Below are 23,442 nucleotides of genomic sequence, written 5' to 3'. Positions count from 1 at the left end.
CTACTCCAGCGGGCGGGCCTCGTCCACCAGCATCACCGGGATGCCTCCCCGGATCGGGAAGGCCAGGTTCGCCGGTTTGGAGATCAGCTCCTGCGCTTCGGCGTCATATTCCAGCACCGCATGGGTGACCGGACAGACCAGCGCCTCCAACATGCGGCGGTCAAAGGCTGGCTGCTGGGGCAGTTCTTCGCTCATTGAAGGGGATCCTCATTCGAACCGCAGCGCAACGCGAATTCGATCAGTGTGACAAGGGTTTCCCGCCTTGTGGCAAGAGAGGGCGCCTCAAGCAAGGCCTGTTTGTCCTCGGGTTCGAAATCGAGCAGCATCGACAGGGAGTTGATCAGAAGCTCGTCATCAGCCCCTTCAAGCGCCTCCCAGTCGGTGGACAGGTTGCGCGCGGCGAAATAGCGCGACAAAAGTTCCAGAAGCGCCGCCCGCTGAAACCCGCAATCCGGTTCAGCGCGGCCCAAATCCGCGTCAAAGCCAGCCCAGTCCACCTCGCATTTGCGGTAGGGGGAAAAGCCCGTAATTTCACTATTGATACGAAACCGGGAGATACCCGAAAGGGTGATCAGGTAACGGCCATCTTCGGTCTCTGAAAACTGCGTCACGCGTCCTGCGCAACCAATGGCGTGCAAACCGCTGTTCCCGCCATCGCGCTCGGGGCGGGGCTGCACCATTCCAATCAATCGCTCGCGCGTCTTGAGTGCGTCCTCCAGCATCTGCAGGTAACGCGGCTCAAAGATATGGAGCGGCAGCTTTGACCGGGGCAGCAAGAGCGCCCCGGGCAGTGGAAAAACGGGCAAGGTGCCCGGCAGGTCCGCTTGGTTCAACATGAAGTCTAGTCTAGCGCGCCTGCCGCCTCAGGCAAATATCATTGAACTCAATTTGCGACGCCCGTTCAGAACGACAGGATCATTGGGCTGCAGCGCATCAAAGATCGTGAAGAGCTGCGTTTTGGCTGCCCCGTCGTTCCATTCGCGGTCGCGGCGGAACAACTCCAAAAGCTCGGCAACCGCAGCTTCGGCATCACCTGCAGCATGCAGCGCCTGCGCCAGATCAAACCGTGCGGCGTGATCTCCGGGATCCGCGTCCACCTGGGCCCGCAATTCGGCCACCGGACCTGCGTTTTGCGCCTGACGGGCCAGTTCGATCTGGGCGCGGGCGGCTTCGATCTCGGGCGCGTCATAGATTTCCGCGGGGGCGCCATTCAGGATGGCTTCGGCCTGGTCAAGGTCCTCCAGCGCAATGTGCGCACGCGCAAGACCGCCATAAGCAGCGGCATTCTTGTCATCTTCACCCAGAACGGCAGCAAATGTCTGGGCGGAATCGGCCACGGCTCCCTCGGCCAACATCTCTTCAGCGGCCTCAAGGGCAGCGCCAAGGCCGCCATCCGCCTCGCCGCCCGCGGCCTCGATCACCTTTTTGAGGAAGGCGTCGATCTCGCTTGGCGGCAATGCGCCCTGGAACATGTCAATGGGACGGCCCTGCACAAAGGCGACAACCGTGGGAATCGATTGCAGCGGCAGCCCCTGCTGCGCCAGTGCCTGCGCCAGGCGCTGGTTCTGATCCACGTCGATCTTAGCCATGGTCACAGCACCCTTGGCGCGCGTCACCGCAGCCTCCAGCGCCGGGCCAAGCGTCTTGCAGGGGCCGCACCAGGGCGCCCAGAAATCGACAATCACCGGTGCCTGCATCGAGGCGTCGACCACGTCCTGCATAAAGGTCGCTTCCGTGACGTCCTTGATCAGATCACCTGCGGGCGCAGCCGTGCCCGCACCACCGAGAATATCCATCATGCTCTTGTTCTCCGTTTGGAACTTGCCCCCTATATGGAATCCCGAGCCCAAGAAACCAAGAGAGGAGTTTTCGGGTGGCCCGTTCACGGCAAGTCCTATCCGGGAACCAGAACACGCGAAAGTCGGACCGCATTCGCACCACAAACCACGCCTCACCCGGAAACACGGCAGCGCTCCCGTGCCCGCAGGCGCCCTGAGAGGGCACCTTTGTACGGCCTTGGGCCGCGCAGCGCGCGAGCGCGCTGCGGTTGCGTCCCGATCCACGACAGTCGCCAACAGCGGTCCCGCCGTGCGTTAGCACGGCGCCCGGCCCAACTGAGACGGGTCAATCTGCGATTGCCCCGGAACGGGCGGGAGTGCCCTCCGCAGGTTCAACGCTCTAGAGATCGAAGGTGGCAAAGACCGGCGCGTGATCGCTGGGTTTGTCCCAACCGCGTGCATCCCGCAAAATCCGGCTGGAATGGCCCGCGTTCGAGATATCGCCCGTCGCCCAGATGTGATCGAGACGCCGACCCTTGTCCGCTGCGTCCCAGTCCTTGGCGCGATAGGACCACCAGCTGTATAGCAGCCCATCGGGGATGTCCTGCCGGGTGATATCAACCCAGCCGCCTGCATCCTGCGTCTCTGCCAGATGCTCGACCTCGATGGGCGTATGGCTGACGATCTTCAACAGTTTCTTGTGATCCCAGACATCATCCTCGCGCGGGGCGATGTTGAGATCCCCGACCAGGATGGATTTCTGCGGCTTGTCGCCATGGAACCAGTCCCGCATGCCGGTGAGGTAGTCGAGCTTCTGGCCGAATTTCTCATTAATCTCGCGATCTGGTTTGTCGCCGCCTGCCGGAACGTAAAAGTTGTGGATGGTGACGCCGTTCTCCAACTGACCAGCTATATGCCGTGCGTGGCCGAGCTCCGCGAAATCCTCGCTTGCGACCTCTTTGATGGGCAGGCGCGACAGGATCGCAACTCCGTTGTACCCCTTCTGCCCGCGCGCGACCATGTGGGTGTAGCCAAGAGCCGCAAAGCCCTCCATCGGGATCTTCTCCACCGGGCTTTTGCATTCCTGCAGACACAGCACATCCGGCGCCTCTTCCTGCAGCAGCTTAAGCACGATGGGCTCGCGCAGGCGGACGGAATTGATATTCCAGGTGGCAAGGGTAAAGGGCATGCGCGGTCTCCGGCTTGAAGGATGGACCTTCGGTACCACAGGCCCCAACCCGCGAGAAGTCCGGCAATCACAAAGACAAGTATTGACCTGTGGTCGCGCCGCGTAAATAAACGTATGCGTGTTTACTTTGATGCTATACTCGTATTAATTGTGGAGAGATTACATGTCAAAAGAATCTAACTGGCAAATCGAACTGAGTGGCGACATCAACAAGGCCCTCGACCAGATGGCTGCTTTGGGAAAACTGGTCTGGGACGGGTTCCATCAGCCTTCCACCGCCGTGGTGATCGAGTTGATGAACGAAACCAAATATACACTCCACCACGTTGGCAACTATCGCTGGCAAGGCAACTTCAAGGAACCGACAGACGGTCTGCAGCCGGGCCACGGGCGCGTCTGGGGCATGGAGTCCAAAGGTCTGGATGGCAGCTTTGGGGCCGTGATCTATCAGCTGTGGAATGGCGACACCGAATTGAAAGCCTATCTGGTCATCGGCAACCTGGTCTATTTTGACGGCGCCCAGCCGCACTACACGGCGCTATTGACGGAAATTAATCAATACACCGAGGGGAAACCCCGCACGCTGAACCTCTTGAATGACGGAAAATCTTCGGCCTGGACGCAAGCATACCCCGACATTGCCGGACTATCCCTGACAATCAAGGCCGACATCTGGACAGAAACGATCAATGCCAGAGCAGAGAACTTCCGCGTTCAGCTGACTGCGACACCCTGAACAAAGGGCAAAAAAAGACCGGGCACAAGGCCCGGTCCAGTCCAACAGGGAGGTGCATATCATGACCCGGATATGCGCGGGATTTGATGAAGATCCGTTGCAGGATAAAGGTGACTGCTAGATCTCTCTTTGATCTGCGTCAACGGGTTTCCCCTGCGTCAGGATGCCTTCCTTTCGCCTTCAGGTTGCCAGACGGTAGCCGCCCGATTCCGTTACCAGGATCCGCGCGTTCGAGGGGTCCGGCTCGATCTTCTGGCGCAGGCGGTAGATATGGGTCTCCAGCGTATGGGTGGTGACGCCCGCGTTGTAGCCCCAGACCTCATGCAGCAGCACATCGCGTGCAACCACGCCGTCATTGGACCGATAGAGAAACTTCAGGATATTGGTTTCTTTCTCGGTCAGGCGGATCTTGCGGTTGTCCTCGGTCTCCAAAAGCTTCATCGCCGGCTTGAACGTGTAGGGGCCAAGGCCAAACACCGCATCTTCGGACTGTTCATGGGTGCGCAACTGGGCGCGGATACGGGCCAGCAGAACCGGGAACTTGAAGGGCTTGGTCACGTAATCGTTTGCACCCGCATCGAGGCCCAGAATGGTGTCTGCATCGCTGTCATGACCGGTCAGCATCAGGATCGGTGCCTTGACGCCCTGTTTGCGCATCAGGCGGCACAGCTCGCGCCCGTCGGTGTCCGGCAGGCCCACATCAAGAATGACCAGATCGTAAAGCGCTTCTTTGGCGCGCTCCATCGCGGCCTGACCGTTCTCGGCCTCGAAGACATCAAAGTCCTCGGTCATGATCAATTGTTCGCTCAGCGCCTCGCGCAGATCGTCGTCATCATCCACCAACAGTATCTTTTTCAATTGCGCCACGGGGCTGTCCTCCTTTGCGTTGGCAAACAGATGCGGTCAGCATCTCACAACCACAAGATATGCTTCAAAAGTTTCACGCCCTCGTGTCCCTGACGCAGGAATTGTTTCACTTCCGTTGCATTTGGGCCTAGGTAGGGAGCGTTATAATGTCACGAACCGCCGGATGGTTGCATGAGCCTGCTGCCCACCACTCTCGAACTTCTGGCCCGCGCGCGGGTCGATCTGCGCATGGGGCTGCCCGTGGTGTTGGAAGGCAACGGCACGGCGGCACTTGCGCTGGCAGTCGAAAGCCTCACGGCCGAGCGGCTGACGGATCTGCGCGCCCTTGGCCCCGTTTCCCTGGCGCTGACCGCGCGGCGCGCCGAAACGCTGAAGGCGCGCGCCTATGACGGGGATCTGGCGCGGATCGAGGTCCCGACAGGGGCTGCAATGGGGTGGATCCAGGCCCTTGCCGATCCGGCGGATGATCTGAAGACCCCGATGAAGGGCCCTCTGATCAGTCTGCGCGAAGGACCTGCAGACCTGCACCGCCTTGCCATTGCACTGGTAAAATCGGCCCGCCTGCTGCCAGCCGCGCTTTTGGTGCCCATCGGATCGAACGCTCCCTACGTCACCGACTATGGGCTGACACGCATTGCCGAGGCTGCCGCAGAACCGCTCCTGAGCCAAAGCTCCCCGCTGCACCCGGTCGCCGCCGCCCGCCTGCCCATGGATGCCGCCGAGGTCGGCCGCCTTCATATCTTCCGGCCCGAAGACGGCGGAGAAGAACACTACGCCGTTGAAATCGGCCGCCCGGATCGCAGCAAGCCGGTCCTGGCGCGGCTGCATTCAGCCTGTTTCACCGGCGATGTGCTTGGTTCGCTCAAATGCGACTGCGGCCCGCAATTGCGCGGCGCGCTGGCGCAGATGGGAGAGGAAGGTACCGGTGTGCTCTTGTACCTCAACCAGGAGGGGCGCGGCATCGGCCTTGCCAACAAGATGCGCGCCTACAGCCTGCAGGATCAGGGGTTCGACACGGTCGAAGCGAACCATCGCCTTGGCTTTGAGGATGACGAACGCGACTTCCGCCTGGGTGCGGCGATCCTCAAGGAGATGGGATTCAGCGCTGTGCGCCTGATGACCAACAACCCCGGCAAGATCGCGATGATGGAAAAAACCGGAGTGACCGTCACCGAACGCGTGCCGCTCAAGGTAGGTGAAAACGCGCATAACCGCGCGTACCTTGCAACCAAGGCGGCCAAATCGGGACATATGCTATGATCACCCGGGCCGCCTCCCCTGCTGATCTGGTGCTGACACCGCGCGGTGTCCGTTTCATGGGGCGCACTCTGCCCTGCACCATTGGCAAGGGCGGGCTGACTCGAAACAAGCGCGAAGGAGACGGAGCCACCCCGGTTGGCGTACATGGTATTGTCGGGATGCTTTATCGGCCGGATCGCATTGCCAAGCCTGCGGATTGGGCAGTTCCCGTTGGGCCAAGCGATCTGTGGTCAGACGATGTGAAAGATCCCGACTACAACCTGATGGTCCGAACGCCGCATGAGTTCAGCCACGAGCGCCTGCGCCGCGCGGATCCGCTTTACGATCTGGTGCTGATCACCGACTGGAACTGGCCCAATGCGGTCAAGGGGCGTGGATCAGCCATCTTCATCCACCAATGGCGCAGGCCCGGCTACCCGACCGAGGGCTGCATCGCCTTCAGCCGCAGCGACCTGCACTGGATCGCGCCGCGCCTGCGGCACGGCTGCCGGGTGATCATTCCGCCGGTTTGACCCGCTCGCCGAAGATGGCCGAGCCGACGCGCACATGGGTCGCGCCCAGCGCAATCGCCGTTTCGAAATCACCGCTCATCCCCATCGACAGGCCTGTCAGCCCGTTGCGCGCCGCGATCTTGGCCAATAGCGCGAAATGCAGCGCGGGCTCTTCCTCTACAGGGGGAATGCACATCAGCCCCTTGATCGGCAGGTCCAGCGCGCGGCAATCCGCGATGAAGGCATCGGCGTCGGCAGGCAGCACGCCCGCCTTCTGCTCTTCCTCGCCGGTGTTGACCTGAATGAAGAGATCCGGGCAATGGCCGACCTCCTGCGCCAGCCGCGCGATGGCCTTGGCCAGTTTGGGACGGTCGACCGAATGGATGCTGTCGAACAGCTCCATCGCCTGACGGGCCTTGTTGGTCTGCAAGGGGCCGATCAGATGCAGGTCGATCCCGTCGAATCGCGTTGCAAAATCCGGCCACTTGCCAGCGGCCTCTTGCACGCGGTTTTCGCCGAAACACCGGTGGCCCTGCTCCAGCACGGCCTCGACCCGCTCGTTGGGCTGAACCTTGGAGACGGCGATCAGATGAACCGATCCCGGCGCGCGGCCTGCGGCCTGTTCGGCCTGTGCGATGCGGGTCTTGATCTCTTCCAGGGACATGGGTGGCCTCCGAGCAATGAAAATGCGGTTGGATCTCGGCGCAGAGAAACACTGTTTGGCGCAAAATGTTAAGGGGCAAAAGAAAAGGGCGAGCCTGCAAGCAGGCCCGCCCCCAATTTCACGCTAAGCGTGGTTCAGCTTAGAAGCTGAAGTACACACCAGCCTGGAACTGGTTGTCGTCGTCGGCTTCGTCAACGTAACCGGCAACGATGGTTGCGCCGCCACCCAGGTCGTACTGGTAGTTGATGCCGAAGGAGGTGCCGTCAACGCCGCCGTCACCTTTGACGGTGGACACGGAACCAGGTGCGTCAGCGGAGTTCACCCAAACCAGGATGTTGGACGCTGCGCCGATGTCCATGTTGCCTTCCAGAGTGAACGAGTCAACCTGGTCGGTCGAACCGTATGCCAGTTTCGCGCCGAATGCACCGAAGCTACCGCCGATGGCAGCGAAGGTGATGTCGTTGATTGCAACGGAGGAGGACTGCATCGCTGCGGTGACATAGTAGTCGCCGAAGGAGTAGGTGACCATTGCGCCGGTGCGGTCTTCGCCGCCTGCGGTACCGGCAACGGTGCCCCCGTTACGCTGCGAGTAGGACAGGTGACCGGTGAAACCACCAGCGGAGTACAGAACTTCAATGCCGTTTGCGCCAGCGCCAGCGGAGGAGTATGCGTCCCAGTTGAACGAAGTACCTGCGTTGGTTTTGATGGCCAGCGAGTGGAAGCCCATGCCGTCGATGCCGGTGCCTGCGGAGCGGGTGCCGGTGGTATACAGGCCGGGTGCGTTTTCAACAGCACCGATGATGTTGCCGACGTTCACGGAGATACCGTTGTAGGTCACACCAAAGCGAGCGCCGTTGAATGCGCCGGTGCCTGCGGTACCGTCACGGCTCTCGGCCTGTGCGCGGTAGCGAGCATTGAAGCCAACACCGGCGTCGGTTTCGGTCGACATGTCGAACTGCAGACGCAGACGGCTGGTGATGTTGGTTTTGGAACGGCCAACAACGCGCTCGTTTGCGGAGTTGTAGTCCAGACCGAAACGGCCGTAGCCGCCGATTTTCACGTCTGCTGCAGCCATGCCCGCGGTCGCGATCAGCGCGGTGGTTGCGAAGAGAACCTTTTTCATAGTTTTTCCCTCGGTTTTCAATTCACATGCCCAAACCGGGGAATCCGGCGTGGGTATGACAAGGGGTTTCGCTCTTTCGGCCCCGGTTTGGCAAGAGCCGCCCATCGGCCGCAGATCATTGCCGCCCGCGATGGTGCAGCTTTGCCACAGTTCTGTTTACCATGTTTCAGTATGACCCTGCAGACATGGGGTTTCTTGCGCTTCAACCCCACCGCCTTTTCATACTTCTTAACGGCAAGGCAGCGCTTTTCTGCTGCCTGCTTCACCCGGCAATACGGATGTGAAGAACCTCTGCCAGTAGATTCTGCAGCCGCCAGCTCTGATGGCACCGGGCTTCGATACACCGCCCCCATTGCTAAAGCCCTTGCCCCGCTTGCTTCCCATGCGATAGGACTGCCTCAAGTCAAAGGCTCCGGGAGCGGCTATGAAACTGCAGAAGATCTTCAAGGTAACACTGATCGGCGCGCTGTGCCTGGGCGTGGCGGCTTGTGGCGGGCGCGGTAAGGATCGCCCCGTGAACACCACTGCACCATCGGAATTCAACAACGACGTTGATGCCGCAAAAAGCGACAAATCCTCGATCTGGGATGTGTTTGGCGGCAAGCCCGATCAGAAGGTTCAGGTCAACCGGTATCTGTGGAACGCCAGCATGGATGTGCTGAACTTTCTGCCAGTGCAAAGCGTCGACCCCTTCACCGGCGTGATCGTGACAGGTTACGGTACGCCTCCGGGCGGCGGACGCGCCTATCGCGCCACGGTGCATATCAAGGATCCGGCGCTGGACGCGCGCTCTTTGAATGTCTCGCTTCACTCCAAAGGCGGGCCGGTCAGCGCCTCTACCACCCGCGCGGTGGAGGATGCGATTCTGTCCCGCGCACGGCAGCTGCGCATCGCGGACAAGAAGTTCTAACGCCTCTCCCCTCTGGAAAGCCGCAGAAAACATCAGTATCACCAGCGCCGGGCCCTATCGCCCGGCGTTTTCACTCTCAAAGGACCGCATCCATGTCGCGTTACTCTGCCTCCGAGATCGAAGCAAAATGGCAGGAAGCCTGGGACAAGGCCGGGATCTTCCAGGCCAAACGGACGGCAGACAAGCCGAAGTACTATGTGCTGGAGATGTTCCCCTACCCGTCGGGCCGCATCCACATGGGGCATGTGCGCAACTACACGATGGGTGACGTGGTGGCGCGCTACAAGATGTCCACCGGCCACAATGTACTGCACCCGATGGGATGGGACGCCTTCGGGATGCCCGCGGAAAACGCCGCAATGGCCATCGGCGGCCATCCCAAGGACTGGACCTATAACAACATCGCCGACATGCGCGGCCAGATGAAGCCGCTGGGCCTGTCCATCGACTGGTCCCGCGAATTCGCAACCTGCGATCCCGAATACTACGGCCAGCAGCAGTCCCTGTTCCTTGATTTCCTTGAAAAAGGTCTCGTCTACCGCAAGAACGCAGTGGTCAACTGGGATCCGGTCGATATGACCGTTCTTGCCAACGAACAGGTCGAAAACGGACGCGGCTGGCGCTCGGGCGCGCTGGTGGAGCGGCGCGAGCTGACCCAGTGGTTCTTCAAGATCTCCGACTATTCCGAGGAACTTCTCGACGCGCTCGATACCCTGGAAAACTGGCCCGCCAAGGTGCGGCTGATGCAGGAAAACTGGATCGGCAAATCGCGCGGTCTGCAGTTCTCGTTCGAGCGCACGGACGGCGGCGAAGCGATCGAGGTCTACACCACCCGCCCCGACACACTGATGGGCGCGTCTTTTGTCGGCATCTCGCCCGATCACCCGATTGCCAAGCAGCTTGAGGCCGACAGCCCCGAGATGGCTGAATTCCTGGCCGAATGCCGCAAGGGTGGCACCACCGCCGAAGCCATTGAGACCGCACCGAAACTCGGCCGAGACACCGGCATACGCGTGAAGCACCCGCTGAACCCGGAATGGGAGCTGCCGGTCTGGATCGCCAACTTCATTCTGATGGACTATGGCACCGGCGCGATCTTTGCATGTCCGGCACATGACCAGCGCGACCTCGACTTCTGCCGCAAATACGACCTGCCGGTCACCGATACCTTTGTTGCCTTGGACGATCCCAAGCCGGTCGAGAACGAGGCCTTCGTGCCGCCAAAGAGTGAAAAGGTGAAATGGATCAACCATTTCGCCGGTCTCGACGAGGCAACTGGCGACGAGGCAATCAACACCACCATCGACAAGGCCGAGGCCGAAGGCTGGGGCCAGGGCGTCACCAAGTTCCGTCTGCGTGACTGGGGCCTGTCCCGCCAGCGTTACTGGGGCTGCCCGATTCCGGTCGTCCACTGTGACGGCTGCGGCGTGGTGCCCGAGAAGAAGGAAAACCTGCCGGTCCGCCTGCCGGATGATGTCAGTTTCGACAAGCCCGGCAACCCGCTGGACCGCCACCCGACCTGGCGCGATTGCGCCTGCCCGAAATGTGGCAAGCCCGCTCAGCGCGAAACCGACACCATGGATACCTTCGTTGATTCCTCCTGGTATTTCGCCCGTTTCACCGCACCGCGCGCTGAAACGCCCACGGTGATGGAAGAGGCCGAATACTGGATGAATGTGGACCAGTATATCGGCGGTATCGAACACGCGATTCTGCATCTGCTGTATTCGCGCTTTTTTGCCCGCGCGATGCACATCTGTGGCCACCTGCCAGAAACCGCTAAAGAGCCCTTCGATGCGCTCTTCACCCAAGGCATGGTGACCCATGCGATCTACCAGACCAAAGGCGACAATGGCCGCCCGGTCTATCACTACCCCGAAGAGGTGGATCTGCGCGACGGCAAGGCCTTCCTCAAGGAAACCGGCGCCGAGGTTGAGGTGATTCCCTCGGCCAAGATGTCGAAATCCAAGAACAACGTGGTGGATCCGCTCAGCATCATCTCGTCCTTCGGGGCGGATACCGCCCGCTGGTTCGTCCTGTCTGACAGCCCGCCGGAGCGTGACGTGGAATGGACCGCCGCCGGTGCCGAGGCCGCCTACAAGCACCTGAACCGGGTCTGGAACCTTTCGGTGAAGATTGCGGACATGGACACGAGCGAGACCGGCTCGGGCGATGAGGATCTGCTGCGCGAGATGCACAAGGCCATTCGCGACGTGACGCTGGGCGTCGAATCCTTCGGTTTCAACGCCGCAATCGCCAAACTCTATGCCTTCACCAACACGCTTGCGAAATCAAAGGCGGGCGCAACGGCGCAGAAACAGGCGATCCGCACCCTGGCGCAGTTGATGTCCCCGATGACCCCGCACCTGGCCGAGGCGATCTGGGAAGCGCAAGGCGGCGAAGGTCTGGTGGCCGTCGCGCCCTGGCCCGTTGCCGACGAATCCATGCTGGTCGAGGACAGCGTCACCCTGCCGATCCAGATCAACGGCAAGCGGCGCGGCGAAATCACCGTGGCCAAGGATCTGGGCAAGGACGAGGTTGAAAAAATCGCGCTGGCGCACGAAGCTGTGCAAAAGGCGCTGGATGGCGCCGCTCCGAAAAAGGTGATCGTGGTGCCGGGCCGTATCGTCAATGTCGTTGCCTGACCTGAGGCATATCCTCCTGATGCCGCTGGCTGCGCTCCTCATGGGGATGTCAGCCTGCGGCTTTACCCCGGTCTATGCGCCGGGGGGCACGGGCGATGCGCTGTATGGCAGGGTCCTTGTACAGTCTCCCGAAGAAATGCAGGCCGACAGCGACGTGGACGCCTACCACCTTGTGCGCAGCCTTGAGGAGCGCCTCGGGCGTGGAGCCAGGGGCACAACTGACGGAGATTACCGGCTTGATCTGACACTGCGCACCCGCAGCGAGGGACAGGCGATCACAGCGGACAATGCCACCACGCGCTATTCCATCATCGGCACCGCCGGCTACGTACTGACCCGGCAGTCGGACGGCGTGATTGTCGCCAGCGGGACCGAGGATGCCTTCACCGGCTATTCCGCCACAGGATCGACCGTGGAAACGCTGGCCGGCGAACGGGACGCGCACGAACGGCTGATGCAGATCCTCGCCGACCGGATCACTGCGCGGCTGTTGACCACGGCGGATCTGACGTCTCCAGCCTCCACCGATCCGGTTGAGGGATGAAACTCTCCCCGCGTGAAGCAGAGGGCTATTTTGCCAAGCCCGACCCGGACAAGACCGGCCTGCTGATCTATGGCGCCGATGCCATGCGCGTGGCGCTGAAACGCCAGCAGATGCTGGCGGCCCTGCTTGGCCCCGGCGCCGAAGAGGAAATGCGCCTGTCGCGTATGCCCGGCTCAGACCTGCGCAAGGATCCCGCTCAGCTTTTGGATGCGATCAAGGCGGTTGGCTTCTTCCCCGGCGCCCGCGCTGTTTTCGTGGAAGATGCCAATGATGCAGTCGCGCCCGCGATCCTGACCGCGCTCGAAGACTGGCAGCCGGGCGATGCCCAGATCATCGTGACCGCTGGTCAGCTGAAAGCCACATCGAAACTGCGCAAGGGATTCGAAGGCCACAGGAATGCCTATGCAACCGGCATCTACGACGATCCCCCATCCCGCGCCGAGATCGAGCGGATCCTGTCGGAGGCTCAGATCCGCGATGTGCCCGGTGACAGCATGTCGGCGCTGACGGATATCGCCAATGACATCGGCCCCGGCGATTTTTCCCGCATGATCGAAAAGCTCGCGCTTTACAAATTCGAAGACACCGGCCCCCTCACGCTGGAAGATATCGAGGCCGTCGCGCCGCAATCCACGGAGGCCGCGCTGGACGATGTGCTGAACGTGGTGGCCGAAGGACGCAGCGCCGAGATCGGCCCGCTGTTGCGGCGGCTTCAGGCTCAGGGCACCAATGCGGTAACGCTCTGTATCGGGGCCACCCGCCATTTCCGCACGCTTTACACCGTGGCCGCCGATCCGGGTGGCCCTGCACAGGGCATCGGCCGTCTGCGCCCGCCTCTTTATGGAAAGCGCCGTGACCGGGTGCTGCGGCAGGCGCAGGGCTGGGGCGCCGCGAAACTCCAGACGGCGCTGACCATCCTCACCGATACCGACCTGCAGCTGCGCTCTGCCGGGCAGACAGCGCCTGCGCTTGCGCTGATGGAGCGCGCGCTCATCCGTCTCGCCATGCTGAGCCGGTCACGATAGAGCGCAGCGTCCCATCTCTTCTGCCTTGACGCCACGACATCCGCGCGCATCTGATGCAGCCAACAAATCAGGGAGAGAGACACATGTACACCGTGATCGGCAAACCGATGACCCGCGCCTTCCGCGTGATCTGGACGCTCGAGGAGCTGGGCCAGCCCTACGAGCTGAACACCGCCGCGCCGCACAGCCCGGATATCGTCGCCGTTAACCCCTCGGGCAAGGTCCCGGCCCTGATCGAGGATGGCGAGGTGATCACTGATTCCACCGCCATCATCACCTATCTGGCGGACAAGCACGGCGCGCTGACCGCCCCGGCAGGCACGCTTGCGCGCGCTAAGCAGGACGCCGTGATGCATCAGATCCTTGATGAGATCGACGCGGTATTGTGGACCGCCGCCCGCCACAGCTTTGCCCTGCCCGAAGAACAACGCGTGCCCGCGGTGAAGGACAGCCTGCGCTGGGAGTTCGAACAGAACATCGCCCGGCTGGAGGCCCGCCTGATTGGCCCATACCTGATGGGGGATGCGTTCACCATCGCCGATATCATCTGCGTGCACTGCCTGAACTGGGCCTATGGCGCCAAGTTCCCGGTCGAAAGCCGCGCCCTGCTGGACTACTCGAAAACCGTGCGCAGCCGCGACGCCTTTCAGCGCACGGCAGCACTGGCCAAATAAGCGACCGCGCCCTGCCCGGCCCAGCGCCCGGTGGCCAGGCAGGCCGTCAGCAGGTAGCCCCCCGTGGGCGCCTCCCAATCCAGCATCTCCCCGGCGCAAAACGTGCCGGGGATCGCTTTCAGCATCAGCGCCTCATCCACAGCCTCTTGGCACACGCCGCCAGCGGTCGAGATTGCCTCGTCCATGGGCTGCAACCCCCGGTGGCGCACCGGCAGACATTTGATCAGCGCTGCAAGTCCTTGCGGATCCTGCGGCAGGGGCCGGGCAAACTCCTGCAGCAAGGCAATCTGCACAGGCGGCAGCTTCAAAACCTTGCGCAGATGGTTCGACAGGCTCGCCTTGCCGCGCGGACGTTCTAACCGTCGAGCGACTTCCGCCACAGTCAGATCGGGTAGCAGATCGAGGCTCAGATCGGCACCCTCCCGCACCGCCGCACAGACCGCATAGATCCCGCCGCCCTCAAGACCGCGCTCGGAAATCACAGCTTCGCCACGCGACGAAAAATCTCCCGCCCTCAGCGCAATCCCTTTCAGGGGCGCCCCAAGATGCGTACGCATGTGATCGGACCACGCCACAACCAGCCCCGCATTGGCAGGCTTGAAGGCAGCCAGCGGAACACCCCGCTCCGCCAGAGTCGCCGCCCATTCACCATCGGACCCAAGCCGCGACCAGCTTGCACCGCCCAGCGCAAGAACCGTCGCTTTTGCATGCACCGTCACCAGCCCTTCAGACGTGTCAAAGGTGAGGTCCTCGCCTTCCCAGCCGACCCAGCGCCAGTGCGTGCGGCGCTCAACGCCCATCTCCTCAAGCCGCGCCAGCCAGGACCGCAACAGCGGAGATGCCTTCATCTCCTTCGGAAACACCCGCCCGGTGGAGCCAGTGAACAGATCGCACCCCAACCCCCGCGCCCAGTCCTGTACGCCGCCCGCATCAAACGCCCGCACCATGGGCGCCAGCCAGCCCCGCGCGGCGCCGTAGTGATCGATCAGATCCTCGAAGGGTTCATCCTTGGTCAGGTTCAGGCCGGACTTCCCTGCCATCAGGAATTTGCGCGCAACCGAAGGCTTTGCTTCGACCACCAGCACGCGATATCCGGCGCGCGCCAGTTCCTCGGCCGCCATCAGACCCGTCGGCCCTCCGCCGATCACCACCGCATCCCACTGTTCTGCCATTCCACCCTTGTCCACACATGTTTCCGCCGCATGTAATGCACCCAAGCCCCAAAGACGAGAGGCCCAGATGTCAGACCCGGACGCTTCCCCCATCTGTCCCCTCTGCGACCGCCCCATACCCGGGGACGTGCCCCAAAGCCTGCACCACCTCGTTCCGAAACTCAAAGGCGGCAAGGGAGGGCCCACGGTACTCTTGCACCACATCTGCCACCGCGAGATCCACGCTGCTCTCAGCGAAGCAGAACTCGCCCGCGACTATGCCACAATCGAAGCGCTGCGCAGCCACCCCCGTCTGGCGCGTTTCATTTCCTGGATCCGGAAACGACCACCCGGCTTCTCCTCCCGCGTCCCTGGAAATCGGCGCAAACGATAGGATGTCCCCGGCACGGGCAGCGGGTCAAGGCTGGCCGAAGGCCACCCTGCGCAGCAGGGGCGCAGCGCCTTGAGGCGGTGACGGGGCCAATACGCTTGATATGGCCGTCTGAGGCAGATTCTGCCCTCAGACGGCCTCTTTGCAAAAGAAAACGCCGCGCGACAGCGCGACGCCATGCCCAACGGGACGCAGGGCATGTCAATGCACCAAGGACGGGCGGGAGCCGCCCTGCCCTCTCAGCGGCACATCTCCAGGATCCCCCGTGCGGTCTCGGGCTTGGCCGCCAGAGCATCGCTCAATAGGGACCGGGCACTTTCCATCAGATCATCAGCCGCAACGATCCGGTCCACCAGCCCCCAGGCCAGCGCCTCCTCGGCCTCGATCTTCTGCCCACCGGCCAGGATCATCTTGGTGCGCGCCGGGCCGATCAGCGCCACCATCCGCGCCGGGTCCGAGGGCTGCGGCAGATAGCCGAGCTTCATCACCGGGTAAAAGAACTTGGCCGAAGGCACCGCAAGGCGGATGTCGCAAGCCAGCGCCATCCCGTTGGCACCCCCCGCAAGCGTTCCGTTCAGCGCCGCGATCTTGAGACATGGCAATGCAGCGATGGCACCCGACAGCCGCTCCCACAGGGGTGAGGTCGCAAGACCCGCGCGCGCCTCGTCCAGATCGGCGCCGGCGCTGAAGACCTTGCCCGCTCCGGTCAAGATGAAACCACGTGCCTCTCCTGCACGCTCGGCGATCTCGGCCAGCTCCGTCAGCATCTCCCCCGTCAGGGAGTTGGCCTTGTCCGGACGGTTGATCGTGACCGTCCAAAGGCCCTCATCCGAAACATCCAGGTTGATCATACCAGCCCAACCCGGCGGCGGATCGCCTCGTCCCGCAGGGCGATTTCCTGACCTACGAATTCATCCGCATCGCTGCTGCACATCCACAGCAGTGTGCGGGCGGGCCATTCGGCGGGAATGTGATCTTCCCAGTTCAGTTCGCTCACCGGGTTGATACCGCTGGCCTTGATCTCGCGCTGCATCTGGGTGGCGACTGTGCCCGGCGACAGGCCCATGGCGCGGATGCCATTACCGCCTTCCTCAAGGTGCAGCGCGCGGGTCAGCATTGCTGCGCCGGCCTTGGAGGTGCAATAGGCGCTCCAGGCCTCGAGCGGATTATGAGCCGCACCGGAACTGACGGTGATGATGGTGCCGCCACCGGCCGGTTTCATCAACGGCAGGGCGGCGCGAATGCCGTAGAAAACGCCCTTGATATTGATGTCGATGAGCTTGCCCCAGGCGGCGGGGTCCACGTCTTCAAGGCGCGCGATCGGTTCGATCACGCCCGCGTTGTTGATCAGCACATCAAGGCTGCCGAAATGCTCATGTGCCTTGGTCAATGCATCCGCTACCGCATCAGGATCCGCCACGTCGCAAGCAAAGGCAAGCGCCTGCCCGCCGATCTCTGCGACAAGGTCCTTCAATGCCGCCTCGCTGCGCGCCAGCAGCGCCAGATTCGCGCCCGCCGCTGCAAACACACGCGCTGCATCGGCTCCGATGCCCCGGCTGGCCCCGGTGATGATAACGGTCTTGCCATTGATATCCATGCTCTTGATCTCCAAATCCCTTGGCCGCCGCTGCGGCGCTGCCATTCTTGCCCATGTGGTAAACCGCCTAGGGGGAACGGTCCAGCCCCAGGCCCCCTTGACGGCGACCGCGCACAAGCTGACGATAGATCAAATTGCTGGCTATGAGAGGTTTCAGTCATGTCCATTTTCTTCACGCGCAGCTGTGGCGCCACCGCCCTGCTCGTTTTTTCTGCTCACGGTTCCATGGCTGATGTCTCCGCCCAGGATGTCTGGTCCGACTGGAAATCCTACATGACGGGAACCGGCTACGAGATCACCGCCACCGAAAGCCAGTCCGGCAATACGCTGACCGTGTCGGACCTGTCCATGATGATGCCGATCCCGGACGAAGAGGATGTCACGGCCGCGATCAGCATGCCCGAGATCAAGTTCACCGAGAACGGCGACGGAACCGTGAGCGTGTTGCTGCCGAAAGAGTTCCCGATGATCGTTCGCGCAAGCGAGGATGACGAAAAATTCACGGTTTCCGTTACCGTCACCCACGATGGCACGCCAATGACGGTCTCCGGCGATCCAAAGTCCATGACCTATGACTATGCCACCAGCCTGATGACGGTGACGCTGGACAGCATCGAGGCCACAGGCGAAGACATCCCGGCAGATGCGGTGAAGGCCACCGTAAGTTTGGCTGACATGGTTGCAAAGACCACGATGTCCTTGACCGAGACGCGCAGCTACGAACAGACCTGGACCGCTTCTTCCGTGACCTACAACCTCGACGTTCGGGAACCGGGTGGCGATGACCATGTCTCTGCCAACGGCACCATGCTTGATCTCAAGACCGGCGGTACAAGCACCATACCCGCCGATCTCGACAAGGCCGGGGATATGGCTGCGCTTCTGGCGTCCGGGTTTGGCTTTGACGGTTCTTTCTCGTACGCCAGCGGCAACTCTGCGGTTTCCGTTCAGGATGGCAGCGACAGCTTTGCCTTCAACAGCACCTCTGGCGGCGGCAAGATCGGCATGCTGATGGATGCGAGCAAACTGTCCTATGACGTCACGCAAAAGGATATGGACTTTAACGTCAGCGGGTCGGAAATTCCTTTCCCGCTCGCGCTCAGCATGGCCGAGGCCGGTTTCAACATCACCATGCCGCTGGCCAAATCCGAGGAAGAGCAGGACTTTGCTCTTGGGATTTCCTTGCGCGACTTTGCCGTGCCCGAGATGCTCTGGGGCATGATTGATCCCGCAGGCACCCTGCCCCACGACCCGGCAAGCGTCGTGCTGAGCCTCACCGGCAAGGGCAAGGTGCTGTTCGACATCTTCGATCCCGAAGCCATGGAGCAGGTCGAGGACGGCGACATCGCACCGGGTGAGCTGAACGCGGTCACGATCGAACAGCTGCTGGTCTCGGCAGCGGGTGCAAAACTGACCGGAACCGGCGATTTCACCTTCAACAACGATGACCTCGTCAGCTTTGACGGCATGCCCGCCCCCGCAGGCGAAGCGAACCTGTCACTCGTTGGTGCGAACACGCTGATGGACAAGCTGATGGAGATGGGCCTGATGAGCGAGAGCGACGCCATGGGCGCGCGCATGATGATGGGGATGCTGGCGGTTCCGGGCGAAGGCGAGGATACGCTCAACTCGAAGATCGAGATCACCGAAGACGGCAAGATCCTGGCCAACGGTCAGCGCCTCAAGTAACGCACGCCTCATGCAGTTGCATCTTTGGGACCGCCACAGCGCGGTCCCTTTTTATGTTGGCATTTCCCCTCATTTGACCCTACGCCCTTGCAGCAGGGGGTCACTCTGGCTAGCTCTATGGCAACCCAGAATTACAGGATGGCCTTTTGCGCATGACCCAATCTCCCGAAACCCTGTGCCATGCCCTGATCGAAGCCGCTCGCAAGGCAGGCGCCGACGCGGCGGACGCCATGGCCGCCGATGGCTCCTCGCTCAGCATCGAGGTGCGCGAGGGCAGGCTGGAGCATGCGGAACGCTCAGAAGGGACGGATCTGGGCCTGCGCGTTTTCATCGGCCAGCGGCAGGCGCAGGTCTCCTCCTCCGACAGCCGCCCGGAGACGATCACGGCCATGGCCGAACGCGCTGTCGCCATGGCCCGTGAGGCGCCCGAGGATCCCTATGCAGGGCTTGCTGATCCCGCCCAACTTGCGCAGAACTGGGATCTCGCGGCTCTGGATCTTATCGACCCTTCGGATGAACCAGCTCCTGCTGCCCTGCAAGAAGACGCCTTGGCCGCCGAGGCCGCCTGCCAGGCCATCGAGGGCATCACCCAGGTGCAATCGGCGGCTGCGGGCTATGGGCGACACACGGTGTTTCTCGCGACCTCGACCGGGTTTGCAGGCGGCTATACCCGCACAGGGCGATCCACCTCCTGCACCGGGATTGCGGGCACCGGCACAGGGATGGAGCGCGACTATGACGGCGATTCACGCACCTATCAAAACGATCTGCGCAGCCCCGAGGAAATCGGTCGCACCGCCGGGGAGCGCGCCGTGGCGCGGCTCGGCGCGCGCAAGCCGAAGACCGGCAGCTATCCGGTGCTGTTTGACGAAAGGATCTCCTCTTCGCTGATCGGTCACCTGTTGTCAGCGGCCAATGGCGCAGCCATCGCACGCGGCTCTTCCTGGCTGAAGGACTCCCTCGGCCAGCAGATTCTGCCCGCGCATCTGTCGGTAATCGAAGATCCGCACCGTCCCCGGATTTCCGGCTCGCGCCCCTTTGATGGCGAAGGCCTGCCCACGCGCCGTCGCGCTATCATCGAAAACGGGATGCTGACCGGCTGGACGCTGGATCTCGCCTCCGCCCGCAAGCTGGGGATGGAAAGCACCGCTAATGCTGCACGTGGCATCGGCTCGGTGCCTTCGCCCTCGAACTGGAACATCGCGCTGACCGAGGGCGATCAAAGCCGAGCTGACCTGATCGCGGGCATGGGAACGGGGCTTCTGGTGACCTCACTGATCGGCTCGACCATCAACCCCAACACAGGGGATTATTCGCGCGGGGCTTCGGGATTCTGGGTGGAAAAAGGTGAGATTTCCTATCCCGTCAACGAATGCACCATCGCGGGCAATCTGCGCGACATGCTGATGCGGATCGTACCCGCCAATGATGCGCGCGGCTACCTGTCGCGAGTGGTACCATCGCTGCTGGTCGAGGGGATGACGCTTGCCGGCAACTAGAACTGCAAAGACGGCGGACCAGGCGGATCTTGAGCTGCTGATCCGTGCCGCCGAAGCCGCGGGCGAAATAGCCTGTCGCTATAGCGGCCCGCAGACGCGGCGCTGGGACAAGCCGGATGGGCAGGGCCCGGTGACCGAGGCGGATCTGGCGGTGAACGCCCTTCTGGAAGAGATGCTGCCCGCAGCACGGCCCGACTATGGCTGGCTGTCCGAAGAGACCGAGGACAATACCGAGCGGCTGGCGCGGGACAGTGTCTTCATCATCGATCCCATCGATGGCACCCGCTCTTTTGCCGAAGGTTCCCGCACCTGGGCGCATTCGCTTGCCGTGGCACGGGCAGGTCGCGTCACCGCCGCCGTCATCTACCTGCCCCAGCGCGAGCGGATGTATTCGGCGGCTTTCGGGGTAGGCGCTTCTCTCAATGGCGTGGCAATTGAGGCCAGCGCCCTCACCGACCTTGCGCAGGCCGACGTGCTGACCGCGCGCCCCAACCTTGCGCCTGAACATTGGAAAGGACGCCAACCGCCAGGTTTCAACCGCAGCTATCGTCCTTCTCTGGCCTATCGCATGGCAAAGGTCGCTGATGGACGCGCCGGGGCCATGCTGACCCTGCGCCGCAGCTGGGAATGGGACATCGCTGCGGGCGATCTGATCCTGCGCGAGGCGGGCGGACGCGCCAGTGACAGATTTGGCAGTGATCTGCGCTTCAACAACCCCGTGCCCCTGCTGGATGGCGTGGTGGCCGGACCCGAGCACCTGCACAAGGCGTTGATCGCCGCGCTGGACCCAAACGGGCCGGGCATTGCCGGTTGACCTGTCTTCTGCGCCACGCGCGACTGGAATGAACGGACTGACGATATGGCCATGAGCGATGTCTCCCAGGCAGACACCCCCCGCCGCCGCCCCGACGGCGAGCTCTTGTGGGTGCACGCCACCAGCACCGAGCGGTTTCTGGCCCTCTGCGACCTTGGTACGCGGCTGAAGACAGCCCGTCCCGACCTGGTCGTCCTGGTGACCTGGGAGCCGGATATCCTGGTGCCACAGGACACCGAAGGCTGTGACATCGCCGCCGGGATGTTGCCCCCGGACAATGCGCCCGAGGTCCGCGCCTTTCTGAACCGCTGGCAACCGGATTTTTGCATCTGGTCGGGCGGCAGGCTGCGCCGCACCCTTTTGCGCCGCATGCGCGAGCAGGGACTTGATGCGCTTCTGGTGGATATCACCGAGGAAGAACTGCCAAGCCGCACCAGCCGCTGGCTGCCTGATCAGCGCAAGCGCATGCTGGATGGGTTTTCCGGGATCCTGACGCCTGATCCAGCCGTGCGCACCCAGCTGTTGAGGTCCGGACTGTCGGCGCAGAAGGTGCAAGTATCCGGGCGCCTGCGGATTTCGACCACACCACCAGGCTGCAATGACGATGATCTTGAGGATCTGCAAAGCACACTTGGAAGCAGGCCCGTCTGGCTGGCGGCCCATATACGCCCCGATGAGCTGCCCATGGTGCTTGAGGCGCAACGGATCGCCCTGCGGCTGCTTCACAGGCTGATCCTGGTACTGTCCCCGGACGGGCATGCCAATCTGGAGATATTTCGCTCTGCCCTGCGCGACAGCGGGCTGCAGTTTGCCGACTGGGAGGCCGGAGACGAGCCGGATGACTATACGCAGATCCTTTTGACCGATGGTGAGGAGCTGGGCCTTTGGTATCGGCTTGCCCCGGTGTGCCTGATGGGTGGCAGTCTCCTGCGCGGGCGCGAGGGGCACTCTCCACTTGACGCAGCAGCGCTTGGCTCAGCCATCCTGCATGGCCCGGGCACAGTGCGCCACCAGGAAATCTATGCCCAATTGACCAAGGCAGGCGCGGCGGAATGCGTTTACACCGCGCAGGAACTGGCCGAAATGGTGATTCATCTCTCTGCCCCTGACATGGCCGCCGAGATGGCCCTGGCCGGGTGGGAAGCCGTGACGGAAGGCGCTGCAATGACAGATGAGTTGATTGATCGCGTGCAGGATCTTCTGGACGCACAAGAGGCACAGCATGCGACCCCCTGAATTCTGGAACAAACCGCCCGGCGCCTTTGATCTGCGCACCACGCTTTTGGCCCCACTGGGCTGGATCTATGGGGCCGCCACCCGGTCACGTATCGCCAAGAGCACCCCCGAACGTATCGGCGTACCGGTGATCTGTGTCGGCAACCTGAACGCCGGCGGCACCGGCAAGACGCCGACAGTGATCTGGCTGATCGAGGCTCTGCACGCCATGGGGCACACCCCCCATGTGGTCAGCCGCGGCTACGGTGGCACGATCATCGGCCCCGAAGAGGTCGATCCGACGCGCCACAAGGCCTCGCAAACGGGGGATGAACCGCTGTTGCTGGCCGCCTTTGCCGATGTCTGGGTGGCCCGCGACCGCGCCGCAGGGGCACGCGCGGCAGCCGAGGCGGGCGCGACGGTGATCCTGCTCGATGACGGGTTTCAGAATCCTGCGCTGGCCAAGGACCTGTCGCTTGTGGTCGTCGATGCAGCGCGGGGCTTTGGCAACGGCCGCTGCCTACCTGCCGGCCCCCTGCGCGAGCCCGTCCCCGAGGGGTTGAGCCGCGCCGATGCAGTGCTCTCTATCGGTGATCCTGCAGCGCAAGAGCGGTTCGCGCGCCAGTGGGGAAAAAAACTCGGAGATCTGCACCACGCCACCGGGCACCTCGCCCCTCTGCCCACCGGTATGCCCTGGCAGGGAACGCGGGTTCTCGCCTTTGCCGGGATTGGCTATCCGCAGAAGTTCTTTGACACGTTGAAAGCCCTCGGGGCCGATCTGGTCCGGGCCGAGGCGCTGGACGATCACCAGACCCTTCCGGCGGCACTGCTGACCCGGCTGGAAGCAGAGGCCAAAGCGCTGAGTGCCCAGCTCGTCACCACGGAAAAGGACGCCGTGCGCCTGCCCGACAGCTTCCGCTACAAGGTGATCACCCTACCCGTACGTCTTGAGATCCAAGAGGCCGGACCTTTGACGGATCTTCTGAAGCGGGCGGCACCGCCACCGCCCTAGCCACAAGAAGAAAAGACCATGCCAGAAAGGCGTGTTGGTCGTCTATGCGGACGAAGAGAGCTTTCGCGGAGCAGCGGGTCACTTTTTCGATATCACTCCACTCCGCCCGATGAGGAACTTACTTGCGTTGAGGGAGTTGAACGGTCAGCTAACCACCGATACTTGTAT

At 62.5% G+C, this 23,442-nt stretch carries 24 protein-coding genes; 14 read left to right on the top strand and 10 right to left on the bottom strand.

What is annotated here, in order from left to right; all coding sequences use genetic code 11:
* From AADA15_RS17900 to AADA15_RS17885, 4 genes are all read right to left on the bottom strand, one after another.
* Entirely contained in the window at positions 1-195 is a 195-nt protein-coding gene (locus AADA15_RS17900; protein ID WP_341642928.1) for a Trm112 family protein, read from the bottom strand.
* Positions 192-836, bottom strand: coding sequence for an LON peptidase substrate-binding domain-containing protein (locus AADA15_RS17895; protein ID WP_341642927.1), 645 nt, complete (start codon positions 834-836; stop codon positions 192-194). Before AADA15_RS17895 ends, AADA15_RS17900 begins: the two co-directional genes overlap by 4 nt.
* A gap of 27 nt (positions 837-863) precedes the next feature.
* Positions 864-1,799, bottom strand: a complete 936-nt coding sequence (locus tag AADA15_RS17890; RefSeq protein WP_341642926.1) for a tetratricopeptide repeat protein — start codon at positions 1,797-1,799, stop codon at positions 864-866.
* Between the two features lie 379 nt (positions 1,800-2,178).
* Positions 2,179-2,967, bottom strand: coding sequence for an exodeoxyribonuclease III (locus AADA15_RS17885; RefSeq protein WP_341642925.1), 789 nt, complete (start codon positions 2,965-2,967; stop codon positions 2,179-2,181).
* A gap of 163 nt (positions 2,968-3,130) precedes the next feature.
* Between AADA15_RS17885 and AADA15_RS17880 the strand changes: the two genes are divergently transcribed.
* Entirely contained in the window at positions 3,131-3,703 is a 573-nt protein-coding gene (locus tag AADA15_RS17880; RefSeq protein ID WP_341642924.1) for a hypothetical protein, read from the top strand.
* A 180-nt stretch (positions 3,704-3,883) separates the two neighbouring features.
* On the opposite strand, the gene AADA15_RS17875 is transcribed toward AADA15_RS17880, so the two are convergent.
* On the bottom strand, positions 3,884-4,570 hold the full coding sequence (locus AADA15_RS17875) for a response regulator transcription factor (RefSeq protein WP_341642923.1): 687 nt from the start codon (positions 4,568-4,570) through the stop codon (positions 3,884-3,886).
* Between the two features lie 171 nt (positions 4,571-4,741).
* Here AADA15_RS17875 and ribA point away from each other — a divergent pair, with 171 nt between their 5' ends.
* On the top strand, positions 4,742-5,830 hold the full coding sequence (gene ribA / locus AADA15_RS17870; RefSeq protein WP_341642922.1) for a GTP cyclohydrolase II: 1,089 nt from the start codon (positions 4,742-4,744) through the stop codon (positions 5,828-5,830).
* Positions 5,827-6,342, top strand: a complete 516-nt coding sequence (locus tag AADA15_RS17865) for a L,D-transpeptidase family protein (RefSeq protein ID WP_341642921.1) — start codon at positions 5,827-5,829, stop codon at positions 6,340-6,342. The genes ribA and AADA15_RS17865 overlap by 4 nt, the downstream gene beginning before the upstream one ends.
* On the opposite strand, the gene AADA15_RS17860 is transcribed toward AADA15_RS17865, so the two are convergent.
* Together AADA15_RS17860 and AADA15_RS17855 are read right to left on the bottom strand one after the other, a co-directional pair.
* Positions 6,326-6,985, bottom strand: a complete 660-nt coding sequence (locus AADA15_RS17860; protein WP_341642920.1) for a YggS family pyridoxal phosphate-dependent enzyme — start codon at positions 6,983-6,985, stop codon at positions 6,326-6,328. The two genes, AADA15_RS17865 and AADA15_RS17860, sit on opposite strands and share 17 nt — an antisense overlap.
* 139 nt (positions 6,986-7,124) lie before the next feature.
* A complete protein-coding gene (locus AADA15_RS17855; protein WP_341642919.1) occupies positions 7,125-8,108 on the bottom strand; it encodes a porin in 984 nt (327 codons plus the stop codon).
* Between the two features lie 424 nt (positions 8,109-8,532).
* On the opposite strand from AADA15_RS17855, the gene AADA15_RS17850 reads away from it, so the two are divergent.
* The 5 genes from AADA15_RS17850 to AADA15_RS17830 all read left to right on the top strand — a co-directional run bounded on the left by AADA15_RS17850 (position 8,533) and on the right by AADA15_RS17830 (position 13,906).
* Positions 8,533-9,018 (top strand): DUF3576 domain-containing protein, encoded by a 486-nt coding sequence (locus AADA15_RS17850; protein ID WP_341642918.1) that lies wholly within the window; start codon positions 8,533-8,535, stop codon positions 9,016-9,018.
* A 92-nt stretch (positions 9,019-9,110) separates the two neighbouring features.
* Positions 9,111-11,663: a leucine--tRNA ligase gene (gene leuS, locus AADA15_RS17845; protein WP_341642917.1), complete on the top strand. Its 2,553-nt coding sequence runs from the start codon at positions 9,111-9,113 to the stop codon at positions 11,661-11,663.
* On the top strand, positions 11,650-12,207 hold the full coding sequence (gene lptE / locus AADA15_RS17840) for an LPS assembly lipoprotein LptE (RefSeq protein ID WP_341642916.1): 558 nt from the start codon (positions 11,650-11,652) through the stop codon (positions 12,205-12,207). Before leuS ends, lptE begins: the two co-directional genes overlap by 14 nt.
* Positions 12,204-13,232, top strand: coding sequence for a DNA polymerase III subunit delta (gene holA / locus AADA15_RS17835; RefSeq protein WP_341642915.1), 1,029 nt, complete (start codon positions 12,204-12,206; stop codon positions 13,230-13,232). Before lptE ends, holA begins: the two co-directional genes overlap by 4 nt.
* Before the next feature lie 83 nt (positions 13,233-13,315).
* The gene (locus tag AADA15_RS17830; RefSeq protein WP_341642914.1) at positions 13,316-13,906 is read left to right on the top strand and encodes a glutathione S-transferase family protein; all 591 of its coding nucleotides are present in this window, start codon (positions 13,316-13,318) and stop codon (positions 13,904-13,906) included.
* Here AADA15_RS17830 and AADA15_RS17825 read toward each other — a convergent pair.
* The gene (locus tag AADA15_RS17825; protein WP_341642913.1) at positions 13,879-15,078 is read right to left on the bottom strand and encodes a TIGR03862 family flavoprotein; all 1,200 of its coding nucleotides are present in this window, start codon (positions 15,076-15,078) and stop codon (positions 13,879-13,881) included. The two genes, AADA15_RS17830 and AADA15_RS17825, sit on opposite strands and share 28 nt — an antisense overlap.
* Positions 15,079-15,145: 67 nt before the next feature.
* On the opposite strand from AADA15_RS17825, the gene AADA15_RS17820 reads away from it, so the two are divergent.
* Positions 15,146-15,451 carry an HNH endonuclease family protein gene (locus tag AADA15_RS17820; protein WP_341642912.1) on the top strand — a complete coding sequence of 102 codons (306 nt, stop codon included), beginning with the start codon at positions 15,146-15,148 and terminating at the stop codon, positions 15,449-15,451.
* A gap of 236 nt (positions 15,452-15,687) precedes the next feature.
* Here AADA15_RS17820 and AADA15_RS17815 read toward each other — a convergent pair whose 3' ends face one another.
* Together AADA15_RS17815 and AADA15_RS17810 are read right to left on the bottom strand one after the other, a co-directional pair.
* The gene (locus tag AADA15_RS17815; RefSeq protein WP_341642911.1) at positions 15,688-16,299 is read right to left on the bottom strand and encodes an enoyl-CoA hydratase/isomerase family protein; all 612 of its coding nucleotides are present in this window, start codon (positions 16,297-16,299) and stop codon (positions 15,688-15,690) included.
* Positions 16,296-17,045, bottom strand: a complete 750-nt coding sequence (locus AADA15_RS17810) for an SDR family oxidoreductase (RefSeq protein ID WP_341642910.1) — start codon at positions 17,043-17,045, stop codon at positions 16,296-16,298. Before AADA15_RS17810 ends, AADA15_RS17815 begins: the two co-directional genes overlap by 4 nt.
* Positions 17,046-17,204: 159 nt before the next feature.
* On the opposite strand from AADA15_RS17810, the gene AADA15_RS17805 reads away from it, so the two are divergent.
* From AADA15_RS17805 to lpxK, 5 genes are all read left to right on the top strand, one after another.
* Entirely contained in the window at positions 17,205-18,734 is a 1,530-nt protein-coding gene (locus AADA15_RS17805; RefSeq protein WP_341642909.1) for a DUF2125 domain-containing protein, read from the top strand.
* A 152-nt stretch (positions 18,735-18,886) separates the two neighbouring features.
* Entirely contained in the window at positions 18,887-20,233 is a 1,347-nt protein-coding gene (locus AADA15_RS17800) for a TldD/PmbA family protein (protein WP_341642908.1), read from the top strand.
* Positions 20,220-21,047 (top strand): 3'(2'),5'-bisphosphate nucleotidase CysQ, encoded by an 828-nt coding sequence (locus tag AADA15_RS17795; protein ID WP_341642907.1) that lies wholly within the window; start codon positions 20,220-20,222, stop codon positions 21,045-21,047. Before AADA15_RS17800 ends, AADA15_RS17795 begins: the two co-directional genes overlap by 14 nt.
* A 51-nt stretch (positions 21,048-21,098) precedes the next feature.
* Positions 21,099-22,283, top strand: a complete 1,185-nt coding sequence (locus tag AADA15_RS17790; protein ID WP_341642906.1) for a 3-deoxy-D-manno-octulosonic acid transferase — start codon at positions 21,099-21,101, stop codon at positions 22,281-22,283.
* Positions 22,270-23,274: a tetraacyldisaccharide 4'-kinase gene (lpxK, locus tag AADA15_RS17785; protein WP_341642905.1), complete on the top strand. Its 1,005-nt coding sequence runs from the start codon at positions 22,270-22,272 to the stop codon at positions 23,272-23,274. Before AADA15_RS17790 ends, lpxK begins: the two co-directional genes overlap by 14 nt.
* The last annotated feature ends 168 nt before the right edge of the window (positions 23,275-23,442 follow it).

It is taken from the genome of Phycobacter sedimenti, assembly GCF_038148855.1.
In the GTDB taxonomy this organism is placed as follows: domain Bacteria; phylum Pseudomonadota; class Alphaproteobacteria; order Rhodobacterales; family Rhodobacteraceae; genus Phycobacter; species Phycobacter sedimenti.
Note: the sequence above shows the minus strand (reverse complement) of the source record. Positions and strands in the feature narration are given on the sequence as shown.

Bases quoted from the DNA above. Each gene is read 5' to 3' on its own strand.
- AADA15_RS17900 (WP_341642928.1), bottom strand. From the start codon at position 195: ATGAGCGAAGAACTGCCCCAGCAGCCAGCCTTTGACCGCCGCATGTTG.
- AADA15_RS17895 (WP_341642927.1), bottom strand. From the start codon at position 836: ATGTTGAACCAAGCGGACCTGCCGGGCACCTTGCCCGTTTTTCCACTG.
- AADA15_RS17890 (WP_341642926.1), bottom strand. From the start codon at position 1,799: ATGATGGATATTCTCGGTGGTGCGGGCACGGCTGCGCCCGCAGGTGAT.
- AADA15_RS17885 (WP_341642925.1), bottom strand. From the start codon at position 2,967: ATGCCCTTTACCCTTGCCACCTGGAATATCAATTCCGTCCGCCTGCGC.
- AADA15_RS17880 (WP_341642924.1), top strand. From the start codon at position 3,131: ATGTCAAAAGAATCTAACTGGCAAATCGAACTGAGTGGCGACATCAAC.
- ribA (WP_341642922.1), top strand. From the start codon at position 4,742: ATGAGCCTGCTGCCCACCACTCTCGAACTTCTGGCCCGCGCGCGGGTC.
- AADA15_RS17865 (WP_341642921.1), top strand. From the start codon at position 5,827: ATGATCACCCGGGCCGCCTCCCCTGCTGATCTGGTGCTGACACCGCGC.
- AADA15_RS17860 (WP_341642920.1), bottom strand. From the start codon at position 6,985: ATGTCCCTGGAAGAGATCAAGACCCGCATCGCACAGGCCGAACAGGCC.
- AADA15_RS17855 (WP_341642919.1), bottom strand. From the start codon at position 8,108: ATGAAAAAGGTTCTCTTCGCAACCACCGCGCTGATCGCGACCGCGGGC.
- AADA15_RS17850 (WP_341642918.1), top strand. From the start codon at position 8,533: ATGAAACTGCAGAAGATCTTCAAGGTAACACTGATCGGCGCGCTGTGC.
- leuS (WP_341642917.1), top strand. From the start codon at position 9,111: ATGTCGCGTTACTCTGCCTCCGAGATCGAAGCAAAATGGCAGGAAGCC.
- lptE (WP_341642916.1), top strand. From the start codon at position 11,650: ATGTCGTTGCCTGACCTGAGGCATATCCTCCTGATGCCGCTGGCTGCG.
- holA (WP_341642915.1), top strand. From the start codon at position 12,204: ATGAAACTCTCCCCGCGTGAAGCAGAGGGCTATTTTGCCAAGCCCGAC.
- AADA15_RS17830 (WP_341642914.1), top strand. From the start codon at position 13,316: ATGTACACCGTGATCGGCAAACCGATGACCCGCGCCTTCCGCGTGATC.
- AADA15_RS17825 (WP_341642913.1), bottom strand. From the start codon at position 15,078: ATGGCAGAACAGTGGGATGCGGTGGTGATCGGCGGAGGGCCGACGGGT.
- AADA15_RS17820 (WP_341642912.1), top strand. From the start codon at position 15,146: ATGTCAGACCCGGACGCTTCCCCCATCTGTCCCCTCTGCGACCGCCCC.
- AADA15_RS17815 (WP_341642911.1), bottom strand. From the start codon at position 16,299: ATGATCAACCTGGATGTTTCGGATGAGGGCCTTTGGACGGTCACGATC.
- AADA15_RS17810 (WP_341642910.1), bottom strand. From the start codon at position 17,045: ATGGATATCAATGGCAAGACCGTTATCATCACCGGGGCCAGCCGGGGC.
- AADA15_RS17805 (WP_341642909.1), top strand. From the start codon at position 17,205: ATGTCCATTTTCTTCACGCGCAGCTGTGGCGCCACCGCCCTGCTCGTT.
- AADA15_RS17800 (WP_341642908.1), top strand. From the start codon at position 18,887: ATGACCCAATCTCCCGAAACCCTGTGCCATGCCCTGATCGAAGCCGCT.
- AADA15_RS17790 (WP_341642906.1), top strand. From the start codon at position 21,099: ATGAGCGATGTCTCCCAGGCAGACACCCCCCGCCGCCGCCCCGACGGC.
- lpxK (WP_341642905.1), top strand. From the start codon at position 22,270: ATGCGACCCCCTGAATTCTGGAACAAACCGCCCGGCGCCTTTGATCTG.